Below are 20315 nucleotides of genomic sequence, written 5' to 3'. Positions count from 1 at the left end.
AGGAGTCACCCCACCCATGGAGTTTAAAGTCAAGGATCTCTCTCTGGCAGAGGCCGGCCGCCACCAGATCCGCTTGGCGGAATACGAGATGCCGGGGCTGATGCAGCTGCGCCGCGAGTACGCCGAGGATCAGCCACTGAAGGGCGCCCGCATCGCTGGTTCCATTCACATGACCGTGCAGACGGCCGTTCTGATCGAGACCCTGGTGGCCCTGGGCGCGGAAGTGCGCTGGGCTTCCTGCAACATCTTCTCCACTCAGGACGAGGCCGCGGCGGCCATCGTGGTCGGCGACGGTACCCCGGAGCAGCCCGCCGGCGTGCCGGTGTTCGCGTGGAAAGGGGAGACCCTGGACGAGTACTGGTGGTGCCTGAAGCAGATCTTCACCTGGGGTGAGGGCGTTGAGGCGAACATGATCCTCGACGACGGTGGCGATGCCACCATGGCCGTCATTAAGGGCATGGAATTCGAAAACGCCGGCCTCGTTCCGGATGCCGAGCCGCAGGATGCAGACGAATACAAGGCCTTCCTAGAGATGCTGCGTACGACTTTGGCGGAGGACGGTAGCTTCTGGAGCCGGGCGTCAGAAAACATCAAGGGCGTAACCGAAGAAACGACGACGGGCGTGCACCGCCTGTACCACTTCGCGGAACAGGGTGTGCTGCCGTTCCCGGCGATGAACGTCAACGATGCGGTGACGAAGTCCAAGTTCGATAACCGCTACGGCACCCGCCACTCGCTGATCGACGGCATCAACCGCGCCACCGACATGCTGATCGGCGGCAAGTCGGTGCTGCTGTGCGGCTACGGCGACGTCGGCAAGGGCTGCGCCGAAGCGCTGGCGGGACAGGGCGCGATCGTGAAGGTCACCGAGGTCGACCCGATCAACGCCCTGCAGGCGCTGATGGACGGATTCGAGGTTGTGCAGGTAGAGGACTTTATTAGTGACGCCGACATCGTCATCACCGCAACGGGGAACCTCGGAATCATCACGTTTGAGCACATGCAGATGATGAAGAACCACGCGGTACTGGGCAACATCGGCCACTTTGACAACGAGATCGACATGGCCAGCCTGCTGCACCGCGAAGACGTCAGCCGCGTGACCATCAAACCGCAGGTCGACGAGTTCACCTTCCCAGGCGCACACGGCGACCCGGTATCTATCGTGGTGCTGAGTGAAGGGCGCCTGCTGAACCTGGGCAACGCCACCGGCCACCCGTCGTTTGTGATGTCCAACTCCTTCGCAGATCAGACGATTGCACAGATCGAGCTGTTCACGAAGTCCGACCAGTATGGCAACGAGGTGTACCGCCTGCCGAAGATTCTGGACGAGATGGTTGCGCGCATCCACGTTGAGGCGCTGGGTGGCAAACTGACGACGCTGACGAAGGAACAGGCCGAGTACATCGGCGTGGACGTTGCCGGCCCGTTCAAGCCGGAGCACTACCGCTACTAGACCATGATCATTAGCTTCGAAGGAGTAGACGGCGCCGGGAAGAACACCCTGGTTACTGCCGTGGAAAAGGAACTGGTGGCGCGTGAAGTGCCCGTGGCTCGGGTGGCTTTCCCGCGCTATGAGGAATCGCACTCCGCCATGCTGGCGCGCGAGGCACTGCACGAAAACCTGGGCGACCTGATTGATTCCGTGCACGGCATGGCCGCCCTGTTTGCGCTGGATCGCGCTGAGATCGGGGCAGAGCTGGCGGACTTCGATGCCGACGGCTACGTGATCCTGATCGACCGCTACACCGCATCGAACGTGGCCTACTCCGCGGCGCGGGTGGGCGGAGACGTGGCAGAAGTCGGCGAGTGGGTCACCCGCCTGGAACAGGACAAGCTAGGGATTCCAGCGCCCGACCTGCAGATCCTGGTGGACGTGGAGGCCGACGTGGCCGGGCAGCGCGCCCAGTCGCGGGAGGCACAGGATCAGTCGCGCGCGCGGGACGCCTACGAGCGGGACGGGAACCTGCAGGAGCGCACCGTCCGTGCTTACCGGGATCTCGCGCAGCGGGAATGGCTCAGTCCCTGGGTGGTGGTCGACAGCACCGGAGACGACTGTGAAGGACGCGCGGCAAAGGTCGCGGACCTGCTGGAAGAAATGAGAGGATAACACCGTGGAAACGACAATTCTGGTGGTCGATGACGACCCGGCAATCGCGGAAATGCTCACGATCGTCCTGCAGGGCGAAGGGTTCCGCACCGTCGTCGTGGGCGATGGAGTAGAGGCAGTAAAAGCAGCACAAGAGTGCAACCCCGACCTGATTCTGCTGGACGTGATGCTCCCCGGCATGAATGGCATCGACGTGTGCAAGGCGGTGCGCGAGCACTCCACAGTGCCGATCGTCATGCTGACGGCGCGTACCGACACGGTGGACGTGGTGCTGGGGCTGGAATCCGGCGCGGATGACTATGTACACAAGCCCTTCAAACCGAAGGAGCTAGTGGCGCGCGTGCGCGCCCGCCTGCGCCGCACCCCGGAGGAAGCCCAGACGGTGGAGTCCATCGACATCGCGGATCTACACATCGACGTGCCTGGCCACCAGGTGATCCGCGATGGCCAGGAGATCTCGCTGACCCCCATCGAGTTCGACCTGCTGGTCACCCTCGCCTCCCGTCCGCGCCAGGTGTTCTCCCGCGAAGAGCTGCTGGAGCAGGTCTGGGGCTACCGCAAGTCCAGCGATACCCGCCTAGTGAACGTGCACATCCAGCGACTGCGCTCGAAGGTGGAGGTCGATCCGGACGACCCGAAGATCATCCAAACCGTCCGCGGAATCGGTTACAAAACCGGCGAATAGGCGCCCGTGGATCAGGAACAACGGCAGGACGGCACGCGTAAGAAGGACCGCAAGTCCAGGGCGGCAGAGGTTGCAGCCCAGCTGAGACGGCGGAAGGAAACCCTCGAGGAGGGGGCTACATTCTGGTCAGTGCTGCGCGACTTCTTCTGGCGACCGAAAGAGACCTGGCGCCGGGCGAAGAACACACTCTGGCTACGGTGGCGCGAGTCGATTCAGACACGCGTGATTGGCAGTGTGCTGGCCTCTAGCTCGGTGGCGATTCTGCTTATCGGCTTCATCCTGACCAGCTTCCTTGGCCAGCAGCTGCTGAACACCAAGTACTCCGAGGCCATCGAAGGCATGGATCGGGCGCGTGCTGCGGTGGAAGAGCAGATCGGTGCGACGGACTCCTCCAACCCGATTTCGGTGCGCCTAAGCTCAGCCCGGGCTGTACTTTCGAATCGCTCTGCGGGCGTGGACGAGACAAGTGCACCGGTGTATAACTCCGTCCTCATCGCCTCTGATGCCAGCGATGCGGACACGCAGATCCCGACCGACATCACCATCCCCGATGGCCTGCGCGACTTCGTGCGCCAAGGGCAGGTGGCCTACCAATACGCCCGCGTGGACGGCGACAACGGCAGCTACAAGGCGCTAATCATCGGCAGCCCGGTGAACTCCGATATCCCTGGGCTGGAGCTTTATCTGTTGATGCCGCTGTCTGCCGAGGAAGCCACGCTGAGCCTCATGCGAGGCCTTCTGGTGGCCGGCGGGATCGTCCTGATCGTCCTGCTGCTGGTTATCGCGTGGGTGTTCTCCCAGCAGCTCATCGGCCCGGTGCGCTCCGCCTCGCGTATCGCGGAGCGTTTCGCCGCCGGCCACCTACGGGAGCGCATGGTGGTCGACGGACAGGACGAAGTTGCGAAGCTGGCCATTAGCTTCAACGACATGGCCGAGAAACTGTCCACACAGATCCGCAACCTGGAAGAGTTCGGCTCTCTGCAAAGGCAATTCACCTCGGACGTCTCCCACGAGCTGCGCACCCCGCTGACAACCGTGCGCATGGCTGCGGACATGATCGAGGACAACGCAGATGAGCTCGACCCCGTCACTGCCCGCGCCGCGCACCTCATGACGAAGGAGCTCGACCGCTTCGAGACTCTCCTCGGCGACCTGCTGGAGATCTCCCGCCACGATGCGGGCGTGGCGAACCTCTCGGCCGAAAAGGTCGACGTGCGTGGTGTGGTGCGCTCCGCGCTGCAGCAGGTGCGCGCCATCGCCGAAGACGTCGGCACCGAGTTCAACGTGGATCTGCCGGAGGAACCGGTGGTTGTCCCCGTCGACTCCCGCCGCGTGGAAAGAATCTTGCGTAACCTCCTGGCCAACGCTGTCGATCACTCCGAGGGCAAACCCATCGACGTCGAGATGGCAGTAGGCAAGGGCTCCCTGGCCGTTGCCGTCACCGACCACGGCGTGGGGCTCAAGCCCGGTGAGGAAGAGATGGGGTTCAACCGTTTCTGGCGCTCCGATCCCTCCCGTGAACGCCGCACCGGTGGCACGGGCCTGGGCTTGGCCATCGCGAAGGAGGATGCAAACCTGCACGGTGGTCGCCTCGAAGCGACCGGAGAGCCCGGTGTGGGCGCCTGCTTCCGCCTGACCCTGCCCCTGAAGCAGGGGCGGACCGCGAAGGCCTCGCCGCTGCCTTTGGAGGTTGAGGCTGAGGGCGTCACTACCGAAGAGCAGGAAGGAGGCAACGATGAGTAACAAGACCATGAAGGTGCTGGCCGCAGTGACGGGGCTGGGGCTGATCGCGGCGTGTTCGACGCTGCCGGATAACTCCAGGCCCGAGGCGATCTCGAGCTACGCGCCGGCCCCCAGCGGGCAGGAAGCCCCGACACCGGGTGACGGGCAAGCAGCCGACCTGCTGCTGCGCGACTTCTTCACCGCCAGTGCCCACCCGTTACGCGACCATCAGGCGGCGAAGAAGTTCCTGACCCCAGGGATGCAGAACAGGTGGCAGTCCAACGCGCCGACGATGGTCCTCGACCGCATCGACATCGCCTCGGAAGGCGAGGGTAGCGACACCAAGATCACCTACCGCGTCCGCGGCAACATCGTCGGCAACCTGGGCGTGGGCGGCGTGTTCGACCCGCAGTACTCGGCGTTTGAAACCAACTACGAGCTGCAAAGCATTGACGGCCAATGGCGCATCAGCAACCTGCCGAACGTTGTGGTGCTGGATCGCCAGGACTTCCTGAGCACCTACCGCGCCCGCAACGTCTACTTCCCGGATCTCAACGGTCGTGCGCTCGTGCCGGATCGTCGATGGATCTACACCGGCCAGCAGTCCACCGCTGCCTCCTTGGTCTCGCTGTTGGTCGCCGGACCGCAGGAGCGCTTAAAGAAGGCGGTGCGGAACCTTCTTCCTGAGGACGCCACCGCCCAGGTTTCCGCCGACAACGAGGGAGACCCCTCCGTCAACTTCAGCGGCATTGAAGGGCTGTCGCCCGACGTGCGGCGCCTGCTGGCCGCGCAAGTGGTGTGGACCCTTGCCGGATCCGAGGTTCGCGGCCCCTATGAGCTGTTGGCGGACGGCACGCCGATGTCCGACGACATGCGGCAAAAGTGGCTGGTCCAAGACCTGTCGGAATTCGATCCGAACGTGCAGGCACAGGTTCCGCTGCGGGCGGTCTCCGGCGGTGATGTTTATCAGCAGGACGGCGCACGGGCCAAGAAGCTGGACGGCTGGCTGGCCGATCGCTACGTCGAGTCTGTGGCCTTGAGCCCGCGCGACGAGGTCTACGCCGCCGTGACCGGGCGAGGGGACGAGCAGCGCCAGCTGGTGATCGGCGGGAGGGACGAGCAGCCCGTCAGCTCCGTACAGGCGAAGTCCCTGACCCGGCCGACCTGGGGCCTGGACGCCACGACGCTCTACGTGGTGGTTGATGGCGAGAAGATCGTGCAGATCACCCGCAACCCGGAAACCGGCATCGCGGGGGAGAAGGAAGTCGACGCGGAAAACCTGAAGATGATCGAAGGCGACGAAAAACGCATTAGTGTGTTCCGCGTTTCGCACGATGGCACGCGCGCGGTGATGGTTGTCAACGGGCGGGTATACGTATCGGTGCTGGAGACCACCGAGGGCAGTAACAAGCGACTGGGTTCGCCGGTGGAGATCGGCAGCGCGGTGGGGGACACGGCCGTCAGCGCCGACTGGACCGAGGACGGTTCCGTGCTGGTCGGCACGCGCGCCAACGATGCGCCGGTGTGGGACGTGGAAGTGGATGGCTCCTATTCGCAGCAGATCACCGGTAGGAACCTGGCCGCGCCGGTGGTGTCGGTGGCAACGGACGGCAACAAGATTTACGTCACCGATGCCAATGCCTTGATGCAGTTCGACGTGGCTTCTGAGGAATCCCGCTTCTGGCGCGAAGTGCCGACCATGCAGGGAAAGCGGGCGACACCGGTGCTTGCGGACTAGGCTGGCTGCTTGTGGGGATCAGGGGGGATCTGGAAGCGCTTGCGGGGTTGGTCTGGCGGGCTGACTGCGTGTGCTGCGGACAGTTGAATGCGCAGCCGGCTGGGGGCGTGGTTGGTCGGCAACTGTGTGCAGAGTGCGGGGTGCAGCTGCTGCAGCCGTGGCAGCGTTGGCAGCCGCGGGTGGCCACCGTGCCGGTGTTTGCCGCGGGTACGTATGGCGGGGCGCGCCGGATGCTTATCCTGAGTGCGAAGGATCGTCTGCGGCCAGCAGCAATCACCGTCGCCGGGCGAGTGCTGGCCGCCGGGATTTTGCATGTTGCGGGATTGGGCCTGGTGCCGGATCCGCGGTTGGGGCGAGTGGTGTTGCTGCCTGCCCCGACGCGCAAGTCCGCAGCTCGACGCCGCGGCGGGGATATTGTGACGCGCATGTGTCATGCGGCGGCCGAGTTGTATTCCGGGATTGAGGTTCACCCGGTGGCGTGGCTGGATGAGCGAAGCGTGGACTCGGTAGGGCTGGACCGCCACCAGCGGCGCGAGAACGTGGCGGGCAGCATCTTGTTTGATACCGCGGCGATTGCACGCTTGCGTGGGGCGGAAGAGGCCGTAATTGTGGACGATGTGTGCACCACCGGGGCGACAACTGCGCAGTTCGCGCTGGCGTTATCGGCGCGTGGGGTACGGGCCAAGCTGGCTCTGGTGATAGCTGGAGCATAATTAGGGGGATTCGCCCTAGCCCCAACAGTTCGATAGGTAGAATGGGAGCTGGAACGATCACCGTTGAAAGGCGGGGTAATCCGGCCCAGTCTTGGCGGTGACTGACTTTGGAGGTTGAGCAATGTCGACGGGCAAAAATTCGTCCAACTTCGGCAACGAGGAAGTGAACGCACCCGAGGCAGGCGTGGAAATCACCGGCCGCAATGTGGAGGTGCCGGAGCACTTCGCCGAGCGTGTTAAGGGCAAGCTGGCGAAAATCGAGCGCCTGGATCCCACCCTCACCTTTTTCCATGTAGAGCTGCAGCACGAGCCGAACCCGCGCCGTGGTGACGAGCAGGATCGCCTGCAGATTACGGCTACCGGCAAGGGGCACATCGCCCGCGCGGAAGCCAAGGAAGATTCCTTCTACGCAGCCCTGGAGGTTGCTGTTGGGCGCATGGAGCGCTCCCTGCGCAAGGTAAAGGCCCGCCGTAAGATTGCCCGCTCCGGGCACCGCACTCCGATGTCCATGGGAGAGGCCGCAGCCAGCCTGGTTGAAGAGGCCCGCCCGCAGGAGGAGCCGCAGAACGAGCAGGCTGGCCAGTACGACGTTGATCCTTATGAGGATCAGTTCAAGCCCGGCCAGGTTGTGCGCAAGAAGGTGCACAAGGCTGCCCCCATCAGCGTTGATCAGGCGCTGAGCGAAATGGAGCTGGTCGGTCACGACTTCTTCCTGTTCATTAACGAGGAGAATGGCCAGCCGTCCGTGGTGTACCGTCGCCACGCATTCGATTACGGTCTGATCACCCTGGAACAGAAGGAAGCCTAAACTTCCGGCGAAGTCCTAGCGCAGATGCATGTCTTGCCGGGTGCGGTTGCCTCCGCACTCGGTGGTGCGGGTAGAATTGTCCGAAGCTAATAAGTTCAAGACCCCGAGAAAAGGACAGCATCATCGTGCTAGGACTTTCGAAAATCCTGCGTATGGGCGAAGGCCGTGCGGTCAAGCGCCTGGCAAAGATCGCCGATCAGGTGATGGCCCTCGATGAGGAATACACCGAACTCAGCGATGACGAGCTGCGTGCCAAGACCGACGAGCTGAAGAAACGAGTCCAGGAAGACGGCGAAAGCCTGGACGACATTTTGCTCGAAGCTTTCGCCACTGCGCGTGAGGCTTCCTGGCGCGTGCTGGGGCAGAAGCACTACAAGGTGCAGATCATGGGCGGTGCCGGCCTGCACTTCGGCTACGTCTCCGAAATGAAGACCGGTGAGGGTAAGACCCTGACCTGTGTGCTCCCCGCCTACCTCAATGCACTGTCCGGCAAGGGCGTGCACGTCGTTACCGTCAACGACTACCTGGCTAAGCGTGACGCCGAGTGGATGGGTCGTGTGCACCGCTTCCTCGGCCTGTCCACCGACGTGATCCTGAGCGGCAAGAGCCCCGCCGAGCGCCGCGAAGCCTACTACGCGGACATCACCTATGGCACGAACAACGAGTTCGGCTTCGACTACCTGCGCGACAACATGGCTCACTCCCTCAACGACCTGGTGCAGCGTGGCCACAACTTCGCCATCGTGGATGAGGTCGACTCGATCCTCATCGATGAGGCTCGTACCCCGCTGATCATTTCCGGCCCGGTTGAGGGTTCCAGCAAGTGGTTCACCGCCTTCGCAGCAATCGCTCCGAAGCTGACCCGCGACATCCACTACGAAATTGACGAGCGGAAGAAGACCGTGGGCGTCAAGGAAGAGGGCGTGGAGTTCGTCGAGGACCAGCTGGGCATCGAGAACCTATACGCACCTGAGCACTCGCAGCTGGTGAGCTACCTCAACAACTCCATCAAGGCCAAGGAGCTGTTCACCCGCGATAAGGACTACATCGTCCGCAACGGCGAGGTCGTCATCGTCGACGAATTCACCGGCCGCATCCTGGACGGTCGCCGCTACAACGAAGGCATTCACCAGGCGATCGAGGCGAAGGAACACGTCGAGATCAAGAACGAGAACCAGACGCTGGCCACCGTCACGCTGCAGAACTACTTCCGCCTGTACGACAAGCTGTCTGGAATGACTGGTACGGCAGAGACCGAGGCCGCTGAGCTGAAGTCGACCTACAAGCTGGACGTCGCTGCGATCCCGACGAACAAGGAAAACAAGCGTAAGGATCACGTCGACCTGATCTACAAGACGCAGGAGGCGAAGTTCGAGGCTGTTGCCGAGGACATCGCCGAGCGCGTGGAGACCGGCCAGCCAGTGCTGGTAGGTACGACCTCCGTGGAGCGCTCCGAGTACCTATCGAAGCTGCTGCAGCGCCGCGGCATCAAGCACAACGTCCTGAACGCGAAGTACCACGAGAAGGAAGCCGAGATCGTCGCACAGGCCGGCCGCCTGGGCGCGGTCACCGTCGCCACCAACATGGCCGGCCGTGGTACTGACATTGTGCTGGGTGGTAACCCGGACATCCTCGCCGACATCAACCTGCGCGAGCGTGGCCTGGATCCGGTGGAGACTCCGGAGGCCTACGAAGAGGCCTGGGACGACGAGATTGAGAAGGTCCGCAAGGAATCCAAGGAAGAGGCAGAGAAGGTTCGCGAGGTCGGTGGCCTGTACGTGCTGGGCACGGAGCGCCACGAGTCCCGCCGTATCGACAACCAGCTGCGCGGCCGTTCTGCACGTCAGGGCGACCCGGGCGAGACCCGTTTCTACCTGTCCATGCGCGACGACCTGATGGTGCGCTTCGTCGGCCAGACGATGGAGGCGATGATGACCCGCCTGAACATCCCGGATGATGAAGCCATCGACTCGAAGATGGTCACCAACGCCATCAAGGGCGCACAGTCCCAGGTGGAGTCCGCCAACTTCGAAATGCGCAAGAACGTTCTGAAGTACGACGAGGTCATGAACGAACAGCGCAAGGTGATCTACAGCGAGCGCCGTCAGATCCTCGAGGGCGAGGACGTGGAATCGCAGATCCGCAGCATGCTGAAGGACACCATCGAGGCCTACGTCGACGGCGCCACCGCCGAGGGCTACGTCGAGGACTGGGACCTGGACACCCTGTGGAACGCCCTGGAATCCCTGTACGGCCCGACGTTCACCCACGAGTCTCTGGTTGAGGGCGACGACTACGGCCGCCCCGGCGAGCTGAGCTCCTCCCAGTTGCTGGAGGCCGTGCTGGAGGACGCTAACCACGAGTACGACGAGCTGGAAGACAAGGTCACCGAGCTCGCCGGCGAGGAGCAGATGCGTGGCATGGAGCGCGCATCCCTGCTGAACGTCGTGGACCAGAAGTGGCGCGAGCACCTCTACGAGATGGATTACCTCAAGGAGGGTATCGGCCTGCGCGCAATGGCGCAGCGCGATCCTCTGGTGGAATACCAGCGCGAGGGCGGCGACATGTTTAACCGCATGAAGGACGGCATCAAGGAAGAGACCGTCCGCCAGCTGTTCCTGGTGCGCAACCAGCTGAAGAACGCCGGCCAGGTGCACGTCGATGACCCGGCTGCCGGTAACGAGGGCGTGGCCGTCGACCGCGCTACGCAGACCACCATGGGTGGCTAGCCTCTAGATCAGACTGAGGCTATCGATCACCCAGATCTTGACCCCGCGCCGCGCGGAGCTGCGAATCTGATGCAGCCCCGCGCGGCGCTTTTGCGTGTGCTGCGACATCGTGCCTGCCAAGGCGCGCACCCTGTCGCCCATCTGTACCGACGCGCAGAAGCGTACGCAGTCGCTGGCGCTGGGCTGTATGTGCAGGCTTATTATTGACGCCCCCACCTGCACCGGACGCGCACTTCGGCGAACTCGCAGTTGTTCCAACACCCGCTCGCTGAACGGCGCACGGCGCAGATTTTCGATCGGTCGGCGCCCTTCCAGTGCCTCCAGCCACAACTTGACCATCTGCGCGATGCGTTGGGGTGGGGGCGTGTGGGCGTCTAGAAAAGAATCGGCGACGACCTCCGACGGTTCCTTTACCGCCACGGCCGGGGTGGGCGGGCGCAGAAACACGAAGTCCGTTAGCGGGCGGGTGGGCGTTGAAGTGGTCACGAAAGAAGTTCCCCCTAGAAGATGTGATCGTGGCGCTTTCCCCCGAAGGCGCCGTACGCGACCAACTATAGCGAACCCAGCGCCCAGTGGGGAGGCGGCGGGCGAAAAGATGGCAGAATGTAGGGCATGCGTGGACTAGTAGTTGATTATTGCGGAGTGTTGGACGGAGCCGAGGAAGATCGTCGGCGGTGGCGGAAGCTGCTGTCCGCAGCGCGGGCAGAGGGGATCGCGACGGCGATTCTGTCTAACGACCCAGGTGGGGCGGGCGCGGCGCCGATTCGCACATGGCTGGAGGGCGGTTACGTGGATGCCGTGATCCTGTCCGGCGAGGTCGGCGCGGAGAAGCCCTCGGAGGAAATCTTCCGCATCACCGCCGATCGCCTGGACCTGCCGCAGCAGGACCTGGTGCTGGTGGACGACAACATTCTGAACATCCGCGGGGCCGTCGATGCGGGCCTGATCGGCATTTACTACCAGCAGTTCGATCGCGCGGTGGTGGAAATCACCGGCGTGTTCGAGCTGGAGGGGGAGTTCTAAACCATGTTGGTGTACATTCCCGCGACCTTTGACATGCTTGGCACCCTCGCGGAGCAGGGCGAGCACCCGGTGCGTTCCGCAGTGGGATTCGCCCTGACCCCTGCGGTGCGGGAGTTCTACACCGGTGGCGACGAGGAAGAGCTGGCGTACACGGCCTTCCTGGATGCCGCGCGCGCCTCGCTGCGGTTACTGAGCGCGGGCGGGGAGGAGCGCTTCCCGCACCGTCGTGTGGTAATCAGCGCCGAATTCGACGATTCGGCCGTGACGCTGGCGCCGGAGGACGGTGAGTCTGTGGTGCGGCTGGACCCGGCCGTCGTTAAGCTGCAGCAGTTGTTGGCGATCCATGTTGATGACGCCGACGCGGAGGCCGCCACGGCGAAGGCGATCGAGTGCGTTGACGCAGCTGACCTGGGGGATGAAGATGCGGAATTCGCGCTGGGGGACTGCGAAGACAACCTTATGAGCTGGTACGACGCGAAGGAGCTGCCGTTCCTGGTGGACCTGATGTAGCTTATCGGGCTACATTTCCCACTCGTTGTTGCTGCGCAGGGCTTCCAATAGGCGGCGAATCGCAGTGACGCGCCGGGCGGAGGGGCCGGTGAGGGTATCCAGTGCGCACTCCGGGTCCGCGGGCGGGCCCATGTGGGTGCAGCCGCGCGGGCAGTCCTCGATGACTTCGCGCAGATCCTCGAAGACCTCCACCACTTTGTCCGGGTCGACGTGCGCCAATCCGAGGCTGCGGATGCCCGGGGTGTCGATGATCCAGCCACCCTGTGGGAGTTGGAGGGCTACCGACTGGGTGGAGGTGTGCCGCCCCTTGCCCACGCCGCTGACTTCGCCGGTGGCGCGCTCTGCATCGGGGATGAGGCGGTTGAAGAGGGTGGACTTGCCCACTCCCGAATGCCCTACCAGGGCGCTGACGTTGCCGGTGATGTAGCCGGAGAGCGCGTCGAGGGGGTCATCGATGCCGGTGGTGAGCACCTCGACGTCTAGGTCGCGGAACTCGGCGGCGAAGGCGCTGGGGTCGGCCAAGTCGGACTTGGTAAGGCACACCAGCGGGGTCAGCCCGCCGACGAAGGCGGCGATAAGGGCGCGTTCCACGAAGCCGGTGCGGGGCGGGGGATCGGCGACCGCGCTGACGATCAACAGGTAGTCCGCGTTGGCGACAACGATGCGTTCAAAAGAATCGGTATCGTCCGCGGTGCGGCGCAGCACCGAGGTGCGGTCTTCGAGACGCACGATGCGTGCCAGGGTGTCCTTCTTGCCGGAGGTGTCGCCGACCACGCCGACGTGGTCGCCGACGACGACGTTGGTGCGCCCCATCTCACGGGCGCGCATGCAGGTGACGAGGGTTCCGTCCTCGTCCAACACCACGCCCCACCGGCCACGATCCTTGGAGACAACCATGCCGCGCTTGGCGTTTTTGTGGCTGGGGCGATCCTTGGTGCGGGGGCGGGAGCCCTTGCCGGGGCGCACCCGGACATCGGATTCGTCCCAGTTGCGGGTGCTGCTGTGTCGCCGCGCCATCTAGCGTTCCTGGCCTAACAGCTGTGCCCAGCGGCGGCGGAAGCCGGGGAGTGTCTTGGCGGTGGTATCCACGTCGGAAACCTGGATGCCCTCTACCCGCAGGCCCAGGATCGCGCCGGCGGTGGCCATGCGGTGGTCGGCATAGGATTCCCACCGGCCGCCTTCCAGAGCTGCCGGGTTGATAATGAGCCCGTCGGCGGTCTGTTCGACATTGCCTCCCAGGGCGTTGATGTTGTCGGCCAAGGCCTGCAGCCGGTCGGTCTCGTGTCCACGCAGGTGCGCGATGCCGTAGAGGTGGCTGCGGGATTCTGCGAGGGCGGCCAGGGCGGCGACAGTCGGGGTGAGCTCGCCGATGTCGTGCATGTCCCAGGTGATCCCCTCGAGTCGGCCGGAGCCGGTGACTACGAGTTCGCCACGGTGTACGTCGAGCTCGGCCTCTGCGCCCATGTCCAGCAGGATCTGGCGGAACTGATCGCCCGGCTGGTTGGTGGTGGCGGGCCAGTTCTGGATACGCACAGTGCCACCCGTGAGGACGCCCGCGGCCATGAACGGGGTGGCGTTCGACAGGTCTGGCTCCACATTCCACTGGCGACCGTGGATCGGGCCGGGGTGGACTGTCCAGCGGTTGAAGGAGGTCTCGACGTTAACGCCGGCCTCGCGCAGCATCTGCACCGTCATTTCGACGTGCGGCTGGCTGGGAAGGGAGTTGCCCTCGTGGATGACCGTGACGCCCTCGGCGAAGCGGGCACCGGCCAGCAGCAGGCCGCTGACGAACTGGGAGGACTGGGAGGCGTCGATGGTGATCTCGCCACCCTGGATCTGCCCCTTGCCCTCTACGAAGAAAGGCAGCCCCTCCGGGTTGCACTCCGTGCTGGTGCTTACCTCCGCGCCTAGGGCGCGCAGGGAATCGAGGGTGGTGGACATCGGACGGCGTCGAGCCTCTACGTCTCCGTCGAAGGAGACAGTGCCGTTGGCCAATGCCGCGATCGGTGGGACGAAACGCATGACGGTGCCGGCCAGCCCGCAGTCGACCTGCCCGCCATGCAGCTTCTCGGCAGGGGTGACATACATCTGGTCGTTTTTCAGCAGGATCTGGGTACCCATGGCGCGCAGAGCCGCCATCATCAGTTCCGTATCGCGGCTGACGAGGCCACCGGTGATCGTGGAGGGCGCATCCGCCAGCGCGGCGAGGATCAGCGCACGGTTCGTAATCGACTTCGAGCCGGGGATGGCCACGTTGGCCTGTACGGGCTCGGTGGCGACGGGGGCGGGCCAGAGTTGTTCAGACATACCTGCAGACATACCCATATTGTCTCACTTTTTTGCTGGAAAAGAAGTATGGGGTGGGCATAATAGGCAGGTATGTGTGGCCGATACGTTCTGTTCAGCACGCTCGAGCAATTGTCCGCCGATATGCGCCGCAGGCTCCAGACCAAGCGCGTACTCCGTGCCGGGGAAGGGGAGTGGCCCGCCAACTACAACGTGGCGCCGACCACTCAGGTGCCCATCCTGCGGGAGTTTAAGGGCGAGGCGGCGATCGGCCCTGCGAACTGGGGCTACCTGCCGAAGAACGTGTTTAACGCCCGGGGAGAAACCGCGTTCTCCAAGCCCCTCTTTGCGGGCTCCCTGCCCTGTGCCTTCCCTATGGACGGCTGGTACGAGTGGACCGTCGGAGACGACGGTAAAAAGCAGCCCTGGTTTACCACGGCGCCGGACGGCCAGCCCATGTACGCCGCCGGGCTGTGCAAAGCCGTCGACGGGCAACTGTACGGAACAATCATCACGGTGGCGGCACTCCCAGAGCTGGAATGGCTCCACAGCCGCATGCCGCGGATTTTGGTGGGCGACGAACTAGGCACGTGGCTTAGGGGTGAAGGGGCGGAGATGGTGGCGTCACCAAATAAAAAGACAGAAGTGCACAGCAGGAAGGCGGACAGGAAGGTCGGCTCCGTGGCGAACAACTACCCGGAGCTGGTGGGAATGAATCGGGGATAGAATTGCGTTGAAAGAATCGTGAGAGGTGAACGAATGAAACGCAGCAATGACAGCGCTGATGAGCTGCTGCAAAGATTCGAGGCCGACGCGCTGCCCCTGCTGGATCAGCTGTACGGGGCGGCACTGCGGATGACACGCAACCCGGCCGATGCGCAAGACCTGGTACAGGATGCGTACATGAAGGCCTACCAGGCGTTTGGCTCCTTTAAGGAGGGCACCAACCTGAAGGCGTGGATGTACCGAATCCTTACGAACACGTACATCAACAGCTACCGCAAGGCGCAACGGCGCCCCACGGAATCCAGCGCCGAAGATATGACCGACTGGCAGCTGGCCGAGACGGCGAAGCACGACTCTGTGGGGCTGGAATCCGCCGAGGTGGAGGCGCTGAAGAACATCCCCGACAAGCGGATCCAGGATGCGCTGATGAGCCTGGGGGAGGACTACCGCATGGTCGTGTACTACGCGGACGTCGAAGGTCTGGCCTACAAGGAGATTGCCGAGATCATGGACACCCCCATCGGCACCGTGATGTCTAGGCTGCACCGCGGGCGTAAGCAGTTGCGCAGCAAGCTGAAGGACGTGGCGGCAGAGCACGGGATCGCGACAGTGAAGTCGCAGAAGACAGGAAAGACGCAGAAGAAACTCACGGAAGCGAAGGGATAAGAGCACATGTTCAAAGACAATTCGCGAAGGACAGACTGCGACGAACTGTTGGATGCCCTGTACGAGGTTGCCGATGGTGACGCCAACTGGGAGAGTCGCGAACGTCTGCGCGCTCACGCCGACGCTTGCCCGGAGTGCCTGCGACAGCTGGGGATCGAGCAGCAGGTGCGAGACCTCCTGCGGAGCTGCTGCAGCCAGCCCGCGCCGGTGGAACTGCGCGCAAGGATTTGTACGCAGCTGCGGGTGATTAGTTACCGCGTGGAGGAGTAGGTCGTGGAGAAGTAGGTCACAGTATTGTTCTTTCCCGGCCATTGCAGCCCTATGCAATCTAGATTTATTAGTAGATAGACATTGGGACGTCACGGTCTGAGGAGAGAACGGAGAGAGCTATGGAAGCTGCACAGATTGCGGAATGGACTTTCGTCGAAGAAGTTCCGATTCCGGAGGACGTCATGGCGCTGCTTGTGCCCGGCGAGCAGGCGGTCGTGGCTTTTAAGACTTTCAGGGATAGCGCAATCTTCACTACGAAGCGCCTGATCATGCGTGACGCACAGGGGCTACGAGGTAAGAAGGTTGAGGTTTATTCTCTGCCGTATTCGTCGATCAATATGTGGTCCACAGAGAACGCGGGAACCCTCGATTTCAATGCTGAGATTGAGCTATGGACCCGAGCCGGGAAGATCAAGGTGAAGATCGGTCGCGGTCTCGACGTTCGTCGCATTGATGCGTTGATCGCACATAGCGTTCTTGGGGCGTTGTAGGCAATAGCCCAATAGTCCTATAGCTCCAGAGCAAAGCAAAAGGCCGGCGGTGACCGCTTTATGCGGTGCACCTGCCGGCCTTTTTGTTACGGCTTAGCTGTTCGGGCGCTTGCCGTGGTTAGCCTTCTTCTTGCGACGATCCTTGCGCTTGCGGCCACGCTTGCTCATTGCAGCTCCTTGGTGTTTAAAGGGACAGTTTCAACCTGTTCAGCTTAGCGGGGGCGCCTAACTGGACAAAATGTTGGGGTTTAGACGGTGATGCGCTTGCGGGTGCGGGTGCGGCCACGGTTGGTGCGGCGCTTCAGTGCGCGACGCTCGTCCTCGGCCATGCCGCCCCATACGCCGGCATCCTGGCCGGACTCGATGGCCCAGTTCAGGCACTGGGAAGCAACGGGGCAGCGGTTGCAGACCAACTTTGCCTTGGCGATCTGTGCCAGGGCAGGGCCGGAGTTTCCAACGGGGAAGAACAGTTCGGGGTCTTCTTCACGACAAACGGCTTTGTGGCGCCAATCCATTATTGTGTTTCCCTTCTATTTTTCGGACAATGTAAGCCCGAGGTGCGTCGTTAGTGTTGCTTGCGTCGTTGTGGGGACACTTTTGATCGAAGTTGGGCTCGACAAATTCACCTAGAGAATCTCTAGGTAGATTCAGGCAAAAGTGTTTCTGTGGCGAAGTGGCGTGCGTGCCAACGACAGGGGAAGGCAGCGGCGACTTCTCGCCATCGATTTAGGCTGAGTTGGTTTTCTGTTAACCTCTTGGCCTCTTATCGGTTACTTGGAAGATTCTGGCACGGTTCTGCCGGTTTGGCTAGAGTTTTCAGCAAAATGTGATGAACGCCACAAGGAAATAATTTGGTGCTAGTGAGGACTGCGATTAACGGGGCGCGCGCCCGAGCGCGACCACAGTTTTTCCGCGCTTCTCCACCAGCACATCGCCGGTCATCTTCAGCGTCACCGGTCCGGTGTATCCCTTGCGATCCACCGGAATCGTGCGCAGCAGCGCGCCGGTACTCCAATCCACGACTCCGATTCCCTTTTGCATCGGGACCAAAAGCCGGCCGCCCATTGGGGCTGCGGGTCCAATAGCGCCCTCGACCTGGAACTTCGGCTCCATTGTTGACGGCTTAAAAGCCACCACGCGCTTCCCGTCAAACCAACTCATTGCATGCGCGGAGTCCGCGGTTTGGGCACTAAAGAGCTCGCTTTGGCGCTTGTGTGGATCCAATAGGGGTGCGGGGTCAGCGGGAATCTGCTTGAATTTGCCCTGTTTATCCAGGATCTGGAAGCGGGAACCCTTGTTGTCTTTTTCATCCTTGGCACGGATCCCATTCCCGGGCACGTAGATCACAGCGCGATCCACGCTGATGCCGACTAGTTCACTGCCAGCTGGTACCTCGTATTCGTGAAACTCCTCCGGAACGTCCGAATCCTCCGGCTTGGTCTTCAATAGGCGGACCAGCTTTGTGTTCTTGTCGGGGCATGTCTGCGCCGTGGCGAGCAGTTCCTTGCGCGTCAGCGCGGAAGTAAAGGTGCATTCCAGATACTTCTGCTTGTTGGGCTTCACCGAGGTCTTCTTCTCGCCGACCTCGACTGTTCGCACCAGGTCGTAGCGCAGCAGCTCGGTTCGGGAAGGCGCCAGCATTCCGATGCTGTCGCGGCTTTGAAACAGGGCCACCGTGTTAGAAGCCAACATGTCGCGGGTGTGTCGATACTCACCTGTGCTGCTGTCGAGGGCCACGACCTGCCCGCAGCCCTTGGGTCCGTGCAGGAATAGGTTCGTATTTTCCCAGTTCGCTGCCACACCGCAGAGCTTTTCTGGAGCGTCGTAGTGCCAAACTTCCTCGCCGTTATCGCCCCGCACCATCGTTGTCTTGCTATCGGCAGTCAGAACTACGCCGCCCTGATCCACAACCAGGTCGGGTGAATCGGTCTGCGCGCTCCATAACTCGTGCAGCTGCTGGGGGATTTGCTGGTCGTTGTTGTCCTCTCCGGCCTTGGCAAGAGTCTTATCAGAGGCCGAGATCGGCTGGTTAGCGACCCGGTGATCCACATTGCGCGCGTCGGAACCTAGCCATGTAATGCCACCGAGGGCAAGAGCGCCGGCTACCAGTGCGGCGGCGGCCATGTGGTCGCTGCGACGCGCCCGTTCGGGCGAGGGGAAACGTCGGCTCATCGGCGAGGCCCCCGGCTAGATTTCTTTACCTTCAATGCAGCACCTTTCACTCCGCGTGCCGAGCCTACCCTGTCGACCACATCTGCGGGCAGATCAAACTCTGCTAGGAACTCTGCGCTGGAGGAAAACCACTGTGGTGGGTCCTGAAGGCCCAGCCCTAGCGTGTCGCTGATGGCATTCCATCGCGCTACCTCGTCCCAACCAATCAGGCTCACTGCTGTGCCAGTATTTCCGGCGCGCCCGGTGCGGCCGATGCGGTGGACATAGGTGCGCTCGTCGTCCGGTACCTGGTAGTTGATCACGTGTGTGACGTCTTCGATATCGATTCCTCGTGCAGCCACGTCAGTCGCGACCATCACATCCACTTCGTTACGGCGGAACTCATCCAGGGATTCCTCGCGGTCTTTCTGCCGCATGTCCCCATGCACAGCCCCCACGCGGAACCCCAGCTTGGCGAGCTCCTCGGCCACGTTCGCCGCTTGCCTCTTCGTGCGTGCAAAGACGATGCTGCGTCCGCGACCGGGGGATTGCAGAATTCGAGCCAGCGCCGAGAGTCGATCGAGCTTATGAGATTGAAACACCACTTGCTTCGTCGACTCGTGCGTTGCTTCCGTCGCCGCGCTGTCCGCCTGAATCAACACTGGATGCCGCATGAAAGTCCTCGTCAGTGCCGCAATCGGCCCCGGCATCGTCGCGGAGAACAACATCGTCTGCCGCTGGGGGTTGGTTTGCGTCATGATGTCGCGCACATCGTCCAGGAAGCCCTGATCCAGCATTTCGTCAGCCTCGTCCAGCACGACGATCTCCACCGTGGCCAGCTGCAGGTGCCCCTGGCGCGACAGGTCTAGCAGCCTTCCTGGCGTACCGACGACGATATCCACTCCACGGTCCAGCGCCGCCGTTTGTTTCTCGAAGCCCACGCCGCCGTACACCGCCTGTACCTGCAACGGTCGGGTCTTGTGCTTCTTTCTTTGGGACGCCCCCTCGGACCCCACCGGCACGCGCAGGTGCCGGGCCGCCAGGGTGAGGTCGTCGGTAACCTGCAAGCACAATTCCCGGGTGGGCACAACGATCAAGGCGCGCGGGGTACCGTCGGGGGCGGTGACGGTGGCGTCATCAAAGACCCGATCCAGAACCGGAATGCCGAAGCCCAAGGTTTTGCCCATCCCCGTGCGTGCCTGGCCAATAACGTCGGAGCCCTTTAGCGCGATGGGCAGGGTGTATTCCTGGATGGCGAAGGCGTGGGTGATGTTGGCATCTGCCAGGGCTTCCGTGATTTCCGCAGCTACGCCGAGCGAGCTAAAGGTCGGGCGGGGGCCAGTGGACATGGATACCTGCCTTCCTTGCTCGACGTCTATGATGGTCACAATACTGCACGTGAGTATAAAGCGAACATGAAGGAAGGATTCCCTATGCAGATCAAGGTCGGATTCGTACACAATGCCCGCGAGCTGGCTATCGCCGTCGATACCAAGGGTGAGCAGGCTAAGTCTCAGGACGAGTACGTCGCAGAGGTAGAGAACTTCCTGCGTTCCGGCGGTAGCGAAACTCTGACGATCGAGGGCGCTAAGGGTGCGCGCTACGTTCTGGTACGTGCGCAGGTTGCGTACGTCGAGGTCGGTGCGGAGGCCAAGAACTCCGTCGGCTTTGTTAGCTAGTTGGTTTT

22 protein-coding genes are annotated in these 20315 nt (G+C 62.6%); 15 read left to right on the top strand and 7 right to left on the bottom strand.

Going from position 1 to position 20315, the window contains the following annotated elements; translation table 11 throughout:
- Positions 1-16 precede the first annotated feature (16 nt).
- The 8 genes from ahcY (at position 17) to secA (ending at position 10505) form a co-directional block, all read left to right on the top strand.
- Positions 17-1456 (top strand): adenosylhomocysteinase, encoded by a 1440-nt coding sequence (gene ahcY, locus HMPREF2678_RS09145; RefSeq protein WP_034971259.1) that lies wholly within the window; start codon positions 17-19, stop codon positions 1454-1456.
- 3 nt (positions 1457-1459) lie between these two features.
- Positions 1460-2110, top strand: a complete 651-nt coding sequence (locus HMPREF2678_RS09140) for a dTMP kinase (RefSeq protein ID WP_034971260.1) — start codon at positions 1460-1462, stop codon at positions 2108-2110.
- 4 nt (positions 2111-2114) lie between these two features.
- Positions 2115-2795 (top strand): MtrAB system response regulator MtrA, encoded by a 681-nt coding sequence (gene mtrA, locus HMPREF2678_RS09135; protein WP_034972343.1) that lies wholly within the window; start codon positions 2115-2117, stop codon positions 2793-2795.
- Positions 2796-2924: 129 nt separating this feature from the next.
- Positions 2925-4538: an MtrAB system histidine kinase MtrB gene (gene mtrB, locus HMPREF2678_RS09130; RefSeq protein ID WP_246817940.1), complete on the top strand. Its 1614-nt coding sequence runs from the start codon at positions 2925-2927 to the stop codon at positions 4536-4538.
- Complete coding sequence (lpqB, locus tag HMPREF2678_RS09125) at positions 4531-6255, top strand: MtrAB system accessory lipoprotein LpqB (protein ID WP_034971263.1); 1725 nt, start codon at positions 4531-4533, stop codon at positions 6253-6255. Before mtrB ends, lpqB begins: the two co-directional genes overlap by 8 nt.
- 107 nt (positions 6256-6362) lie before the next feature.
- A complete protein-coding gene (locus tag HMPREF2678_RS09120; protein ID WP_230580177.1) occupies positions 6363-6968 on the top strand; it encodes a ComF family protein in 606 nt (201 codons plus the stop codon).
- A gap of 121 nt (positions 6969-7089) precedes the next feature.
- On the top strand, positions 7090-7776 hold the full coding sequence (hpf, locus tag HMPREF2678_RS09115; RefSeq protein WP_034971265.1) for a ribosome hibernation-promoting factor, HPF/YfiA family: 687 nt from the start codon (positions 7090-7092) through the stop codon (positions 7774-7776).
- A 125-nt stretch (positions 7777-7901) separates the two neighbouring features.
- Positions 7902-10505 carry a preprotein translocase subunit SecA gene (secA, locus tag HMPREF2678_RS09110; protein WP_034971266.1) on the top strand — a complete coding sequence of 868 codons (2604 nt, stop codon included), beginning with the start codon at positions 7902-7904 and terminating at the stop codon, positions 10503-10505.
- 3 nt (positions 10506-10508) lie between these two features.
- On the opposite strand, the gene HMPREF2678_RS09105 is transcribed toward secA, so the two are convergent.
- Positions 10509-10991, bottom strand: a complete 483-nt coding sequence (locus HMPREF2678_RS09105; RefSeq protein WP_070552066.1) for an Rv3235 family protein — start codon at positions 10989-10991, stop codon at positions 10509-10511.
- 126 nt (positions 10992-11117) lie between these two features.
- On the opposite strand from HMPREF2678_RS09105, the gene HMPREF2678_RS09100 reads away from it, so the two are divergent.
- A complete protein-coding gene (locus HMPREF2678_RS09100) occupies positions 11118-11528 on the top strand; it encodes an HAD family hydrolase (RefSeq protein WP_034971268.1) in 411 nt (136 codons plus the stop codon).
- Between the two features lie 3 nt (positions 11529-11531).
- The gene (locus tag HMPREF2678_RS09095) at positions 11532-12038 is read left to right on the top strand and encodes a DUF6912 family protein (RefSeq protein ID WP_070552064.1); all 507 of its coding nucleotides are present in this window, start codon (positions 11532-11534) and stop codon (positions 12036-12038) included.
- A 9-nt stretch (positions 12039-12047) separates the two neighbouring features.
- Here the strand turns inward: HMPREF2678_RS09095 and rsgA are convergent, their stop codons facing one another.
- Positions 12048-13055 carry a ribosome small subunit-dependent GTPase A gene (rsgA, locus tag HMPREF2678_RS09090; protein ID WP_043012479.1) on the bottom strand — a complete coding sequence of 336 codons (1008 nt, stop codon included), beginning with the start codon at positions 13053-13055 and terminating at the stop codon, positions 12048-12050.
- Complete coding sequence (gene aroA, locus HMPREF2678_RS09085; protein ID WP_070552062.1) at positions 13056-14345, bottom strand: 3-phosphoshikimate 1-carboxyvinyltransferase; 1290 nt, start codon at positions 14343-14345, stop codon at positions 13056-13058. It lies immediately after the preceding gene.
- Between the two features lie 72 nt (positions 14346-14417).
- Here aroA and HMPREF2678_RS09080 point away from each other — a divergent pair, with 72 nt between their 5' ends.
- The 4 genes from HMPREF2678_RS09080 (at position 14418) to HMPREF2678_RS09065 (ending at position 16477) form a co-directional block, all read left to right on the top strand.
- Positions 14418-15050 carry an SOS response-associated peptidase gene (locus HMPREF2678_RS09080; protein ID WP_070552059.1) on the top strand — a complete coding sequence of 211 codons (633 nt, stop codon included), beginning with the start codon at positions 14418-14420 and terminating at the stop codon, positions 15048-15050.
- A gap of 33 nt (positions 15051-15083) precedes the next feature.
- Positions 15084-15716, top strand: coding sequence for a sigma-70 family RNA polymerase sigma factor (locus tag HMPREF2678_RS09075; RefSeq protein ID WP_070552057.1), 633 nt, complete (start codon positions 15084-15086; stop codon positions 15714-15716).
- A 6-nt stretch (positions 15717-15722) separates the two neighbouring features.
- Positions 15723-15986 (top strand): mycothiol system anti-sigma-R factor, encoded by a 264-nt coding sequence (gene rsrA, locus HMPREF2678_RS09070; RefSeq protein ID WP_034971273.1) that lies wholly within the window; start codon positions 15723-15725, stop codon positions 15984-15986.
- A gap of 119 nt (positions 15987-16105) precedes the next feature.
- Positions 16106-16477, top strand: coding sequence for a PH domain-containing protein (locus HMPREF2678_RS09065; protein WP_034971274.1), 372 nt, complete (start codon positions 16106-16108; stop codon positions 16475-16477).
- Between the two features lie 93 nt (positions 16478-16570).
- Here the strand turns inward: HMPREF2678_RS09065 and HMPREF2678_RS10665 are convergent, their stop codons facing one another.
- The 4 genes from HMPREF2678_RS10665 to HMPREF2678_RS09050 form a co-directional block, all read right to left on the bottom strand.
- The gene (locus HMPREF2678_RS10665) at positions 16571-16645 is read right to left on the bottom strand and encodes a 50S ribosomal protein bL37 (RefSeq protein ID WP_011274008.1); all 75 of its coding nucleotides are present in this window, start codon (positions 16643-16645) and stop codon (positions 16571-16573) included.
- An 80-nt stretch (positions 16646-16725) separates the two neighbouring features.
- Positions 16726-16992, bottom strand: coding sequence for a WhiB family transcriptional regulator (locus tag HMPREF2678_RS09060; protein WP_005293852.1), 267 nt, complete (start codon positions 16990-16992; stop codon positions 16726-16728).
- A 358-nt stretch (positions 16993-17350) separates the two neighbouring features.
- Positions 17351-18649, bottom strand: a complete 1299-nt coding sequence (locus tag HMPREF2678_RS09055; protein WP_070552055.1) for an Rv3212 family protein — start codon at positions 18647-18649, stop codon at positions 17351-17353.
- Complete coding sequence (locus HMPREF2678_RS09050; RefSeq protein ID WP_034977676.1) at positions 18646-19977, bottom strand: DEAD/DEAH box helicase; 1332 nt, start codon at positions 19975-19977, stop codon at positions 18646-18648. Before HMPREF2678_RS09050 ends, HMPREF2678_RS09055 begins: the two co-directional genes overlap by 4 nt.
- A gap of 66 nt (positions 19978-20043) precedes the next feature.
- Here HMPREF2678_RS09050 and HMPREF2678_RS09045 point away from each other — a divergent pair, with 66 nt between their 5' ends.
- A complete protein-coding gene (locus tag HMPREF2678_RS09045) occupies positions 20044-20307 on the top strand; it encodes a DUF3107 domain-containing protein (RefSeq protein ID WP_230580176.1) in 264 nt (87 codons plus the stop codon).
- The last annotated feature ends 8 nt before the right edge of the window (positions 20308-20315 follow it).

It is taken from the genome of Corynebacterium sp. HMSC058E07 (assembly GCF_001809885.1).
GTDB classification, from domain to species: Bacteria; Actinomycetota; Actinomycetes; order Mycobacteriales; family Mycobacteriaceae; genus Corynebacterium; species Corynebacterium macclintockiae.
This window is presented reverse-complemented; position numbering and strand designations above follow the sequence as displayed.

Bases quoted from the DNA above. Each gene is read 5' to 3' on its own strand.
- ahcY (WP_034971259.1), top strand. From the start codon at position 17: ATGGAGTTTAAAGTCAAGGATCTCTCTCTGGCAGAGGCCGGCCGCCAC.
- HMPREF2678_RS09060 (WP_005293852.1), bottom strand. From the start codon at position 16,992: ATGGATTGGCGCCACAAAGCCGTTTGTCGTGAAGAAGACCCCGAACTG.
- HMPREF2678_RS09075 (WP_070552057.1), top strand. From the start codon at position 15,084: ATGAAACGCAGCAATGACAGCGCTGATGAGCTGCTGCAAAGATTCGAG.
- HMPREF2678_RS09140 (WP_034971260.1), top strand. From the start codon at position 1,460: ATGATCATTAGCTTCGAAGGAGTAGACGGCGCCGGGAAGAACACCCTG.
- HMPREF2678_RS09065 (WP_034971274.1), top strand. From the start codon at position 16,106: ATGGAAGCTGCACAGATTGCGGAATGGACTTTCGTCGAAGAAGTTCCG.
- HMPREF2678_RS09055 (WP_070552055.1), bottom strand. From the start codon at position 18,649: ATGAGCCGACGTTTCCCCTCGCCCGAACGGGCGCGTCGCAGCGACCAC.
- HMPREF2678_RS09050 (WP_034977676.1), bottom strand. From the start codon at position 19,977: ATGTCCACTGGCCCCCGCCCGACCTTTAGCTCGCTCGGCGTAGCTGCG.
- rsgA (WP_043012479.1), bottom strand. From the start codon at position 13,055: ATGGCGCGGCGACACAGCAGCACCCGCAACTGGGACGAATCCGATGTC.
- HMPREF2678_RS09045 (WP_230580176.1), top strand. From the start codon at position 20,044: ATGAAGGAAGGATTCCCTATGCAGATCAAGGTCGGATTCGTACACAAT.
- HMPREF2678_RS09100 (WP_034971268.1), top strand. From the start codon at position 11,118: ATGCGTGGACTAGTAGTTGATTATTGCGGAGTGTTGGACGGAGCCGAG.
- HMPREF2678_RS09080 (WP_070552059.1), top strand. From the start codon at position 14,418: ATGTGTGGCCGATACGTTCTGTTCAGCACGCTCGAGCAATTGTCCGCC.
- rsrA (WP_034971273.1), top strand. From the start codon at position 15,723: ATGTTCAAAGACAATTCGCGAAGGACAGACTGCGACGAACTGTTGGAT.
- aroA (WP_070552062.1), bottom strand. From the start codon at position 14,345: ATGTCTGAACAACTCTGGCCCGCCCCCGTCGCCACCGAGCCCGTACAG.
- hpf (WP_034971265.1), top strand. From the start codon at position 7,090: ATGTCGACGGGCAAAAATTCGTCCAACTTCGGCAACGAGGAAGTGAAC.
- HMPREF2678_RS09095 (WP_070552064.1), top strand. From the start codon at position 11,532: ATGTTGGTGTACATTCCCGCGACCTTTGACATGCTTGGCACCCTCGCG.
- lpqB (WP_034971263.1), top strand. From the start codon at position 4,531: ATGAGTAACAAGACCATGAAGGTGCTGGCCGCAGTGACGGGGCTGGGG.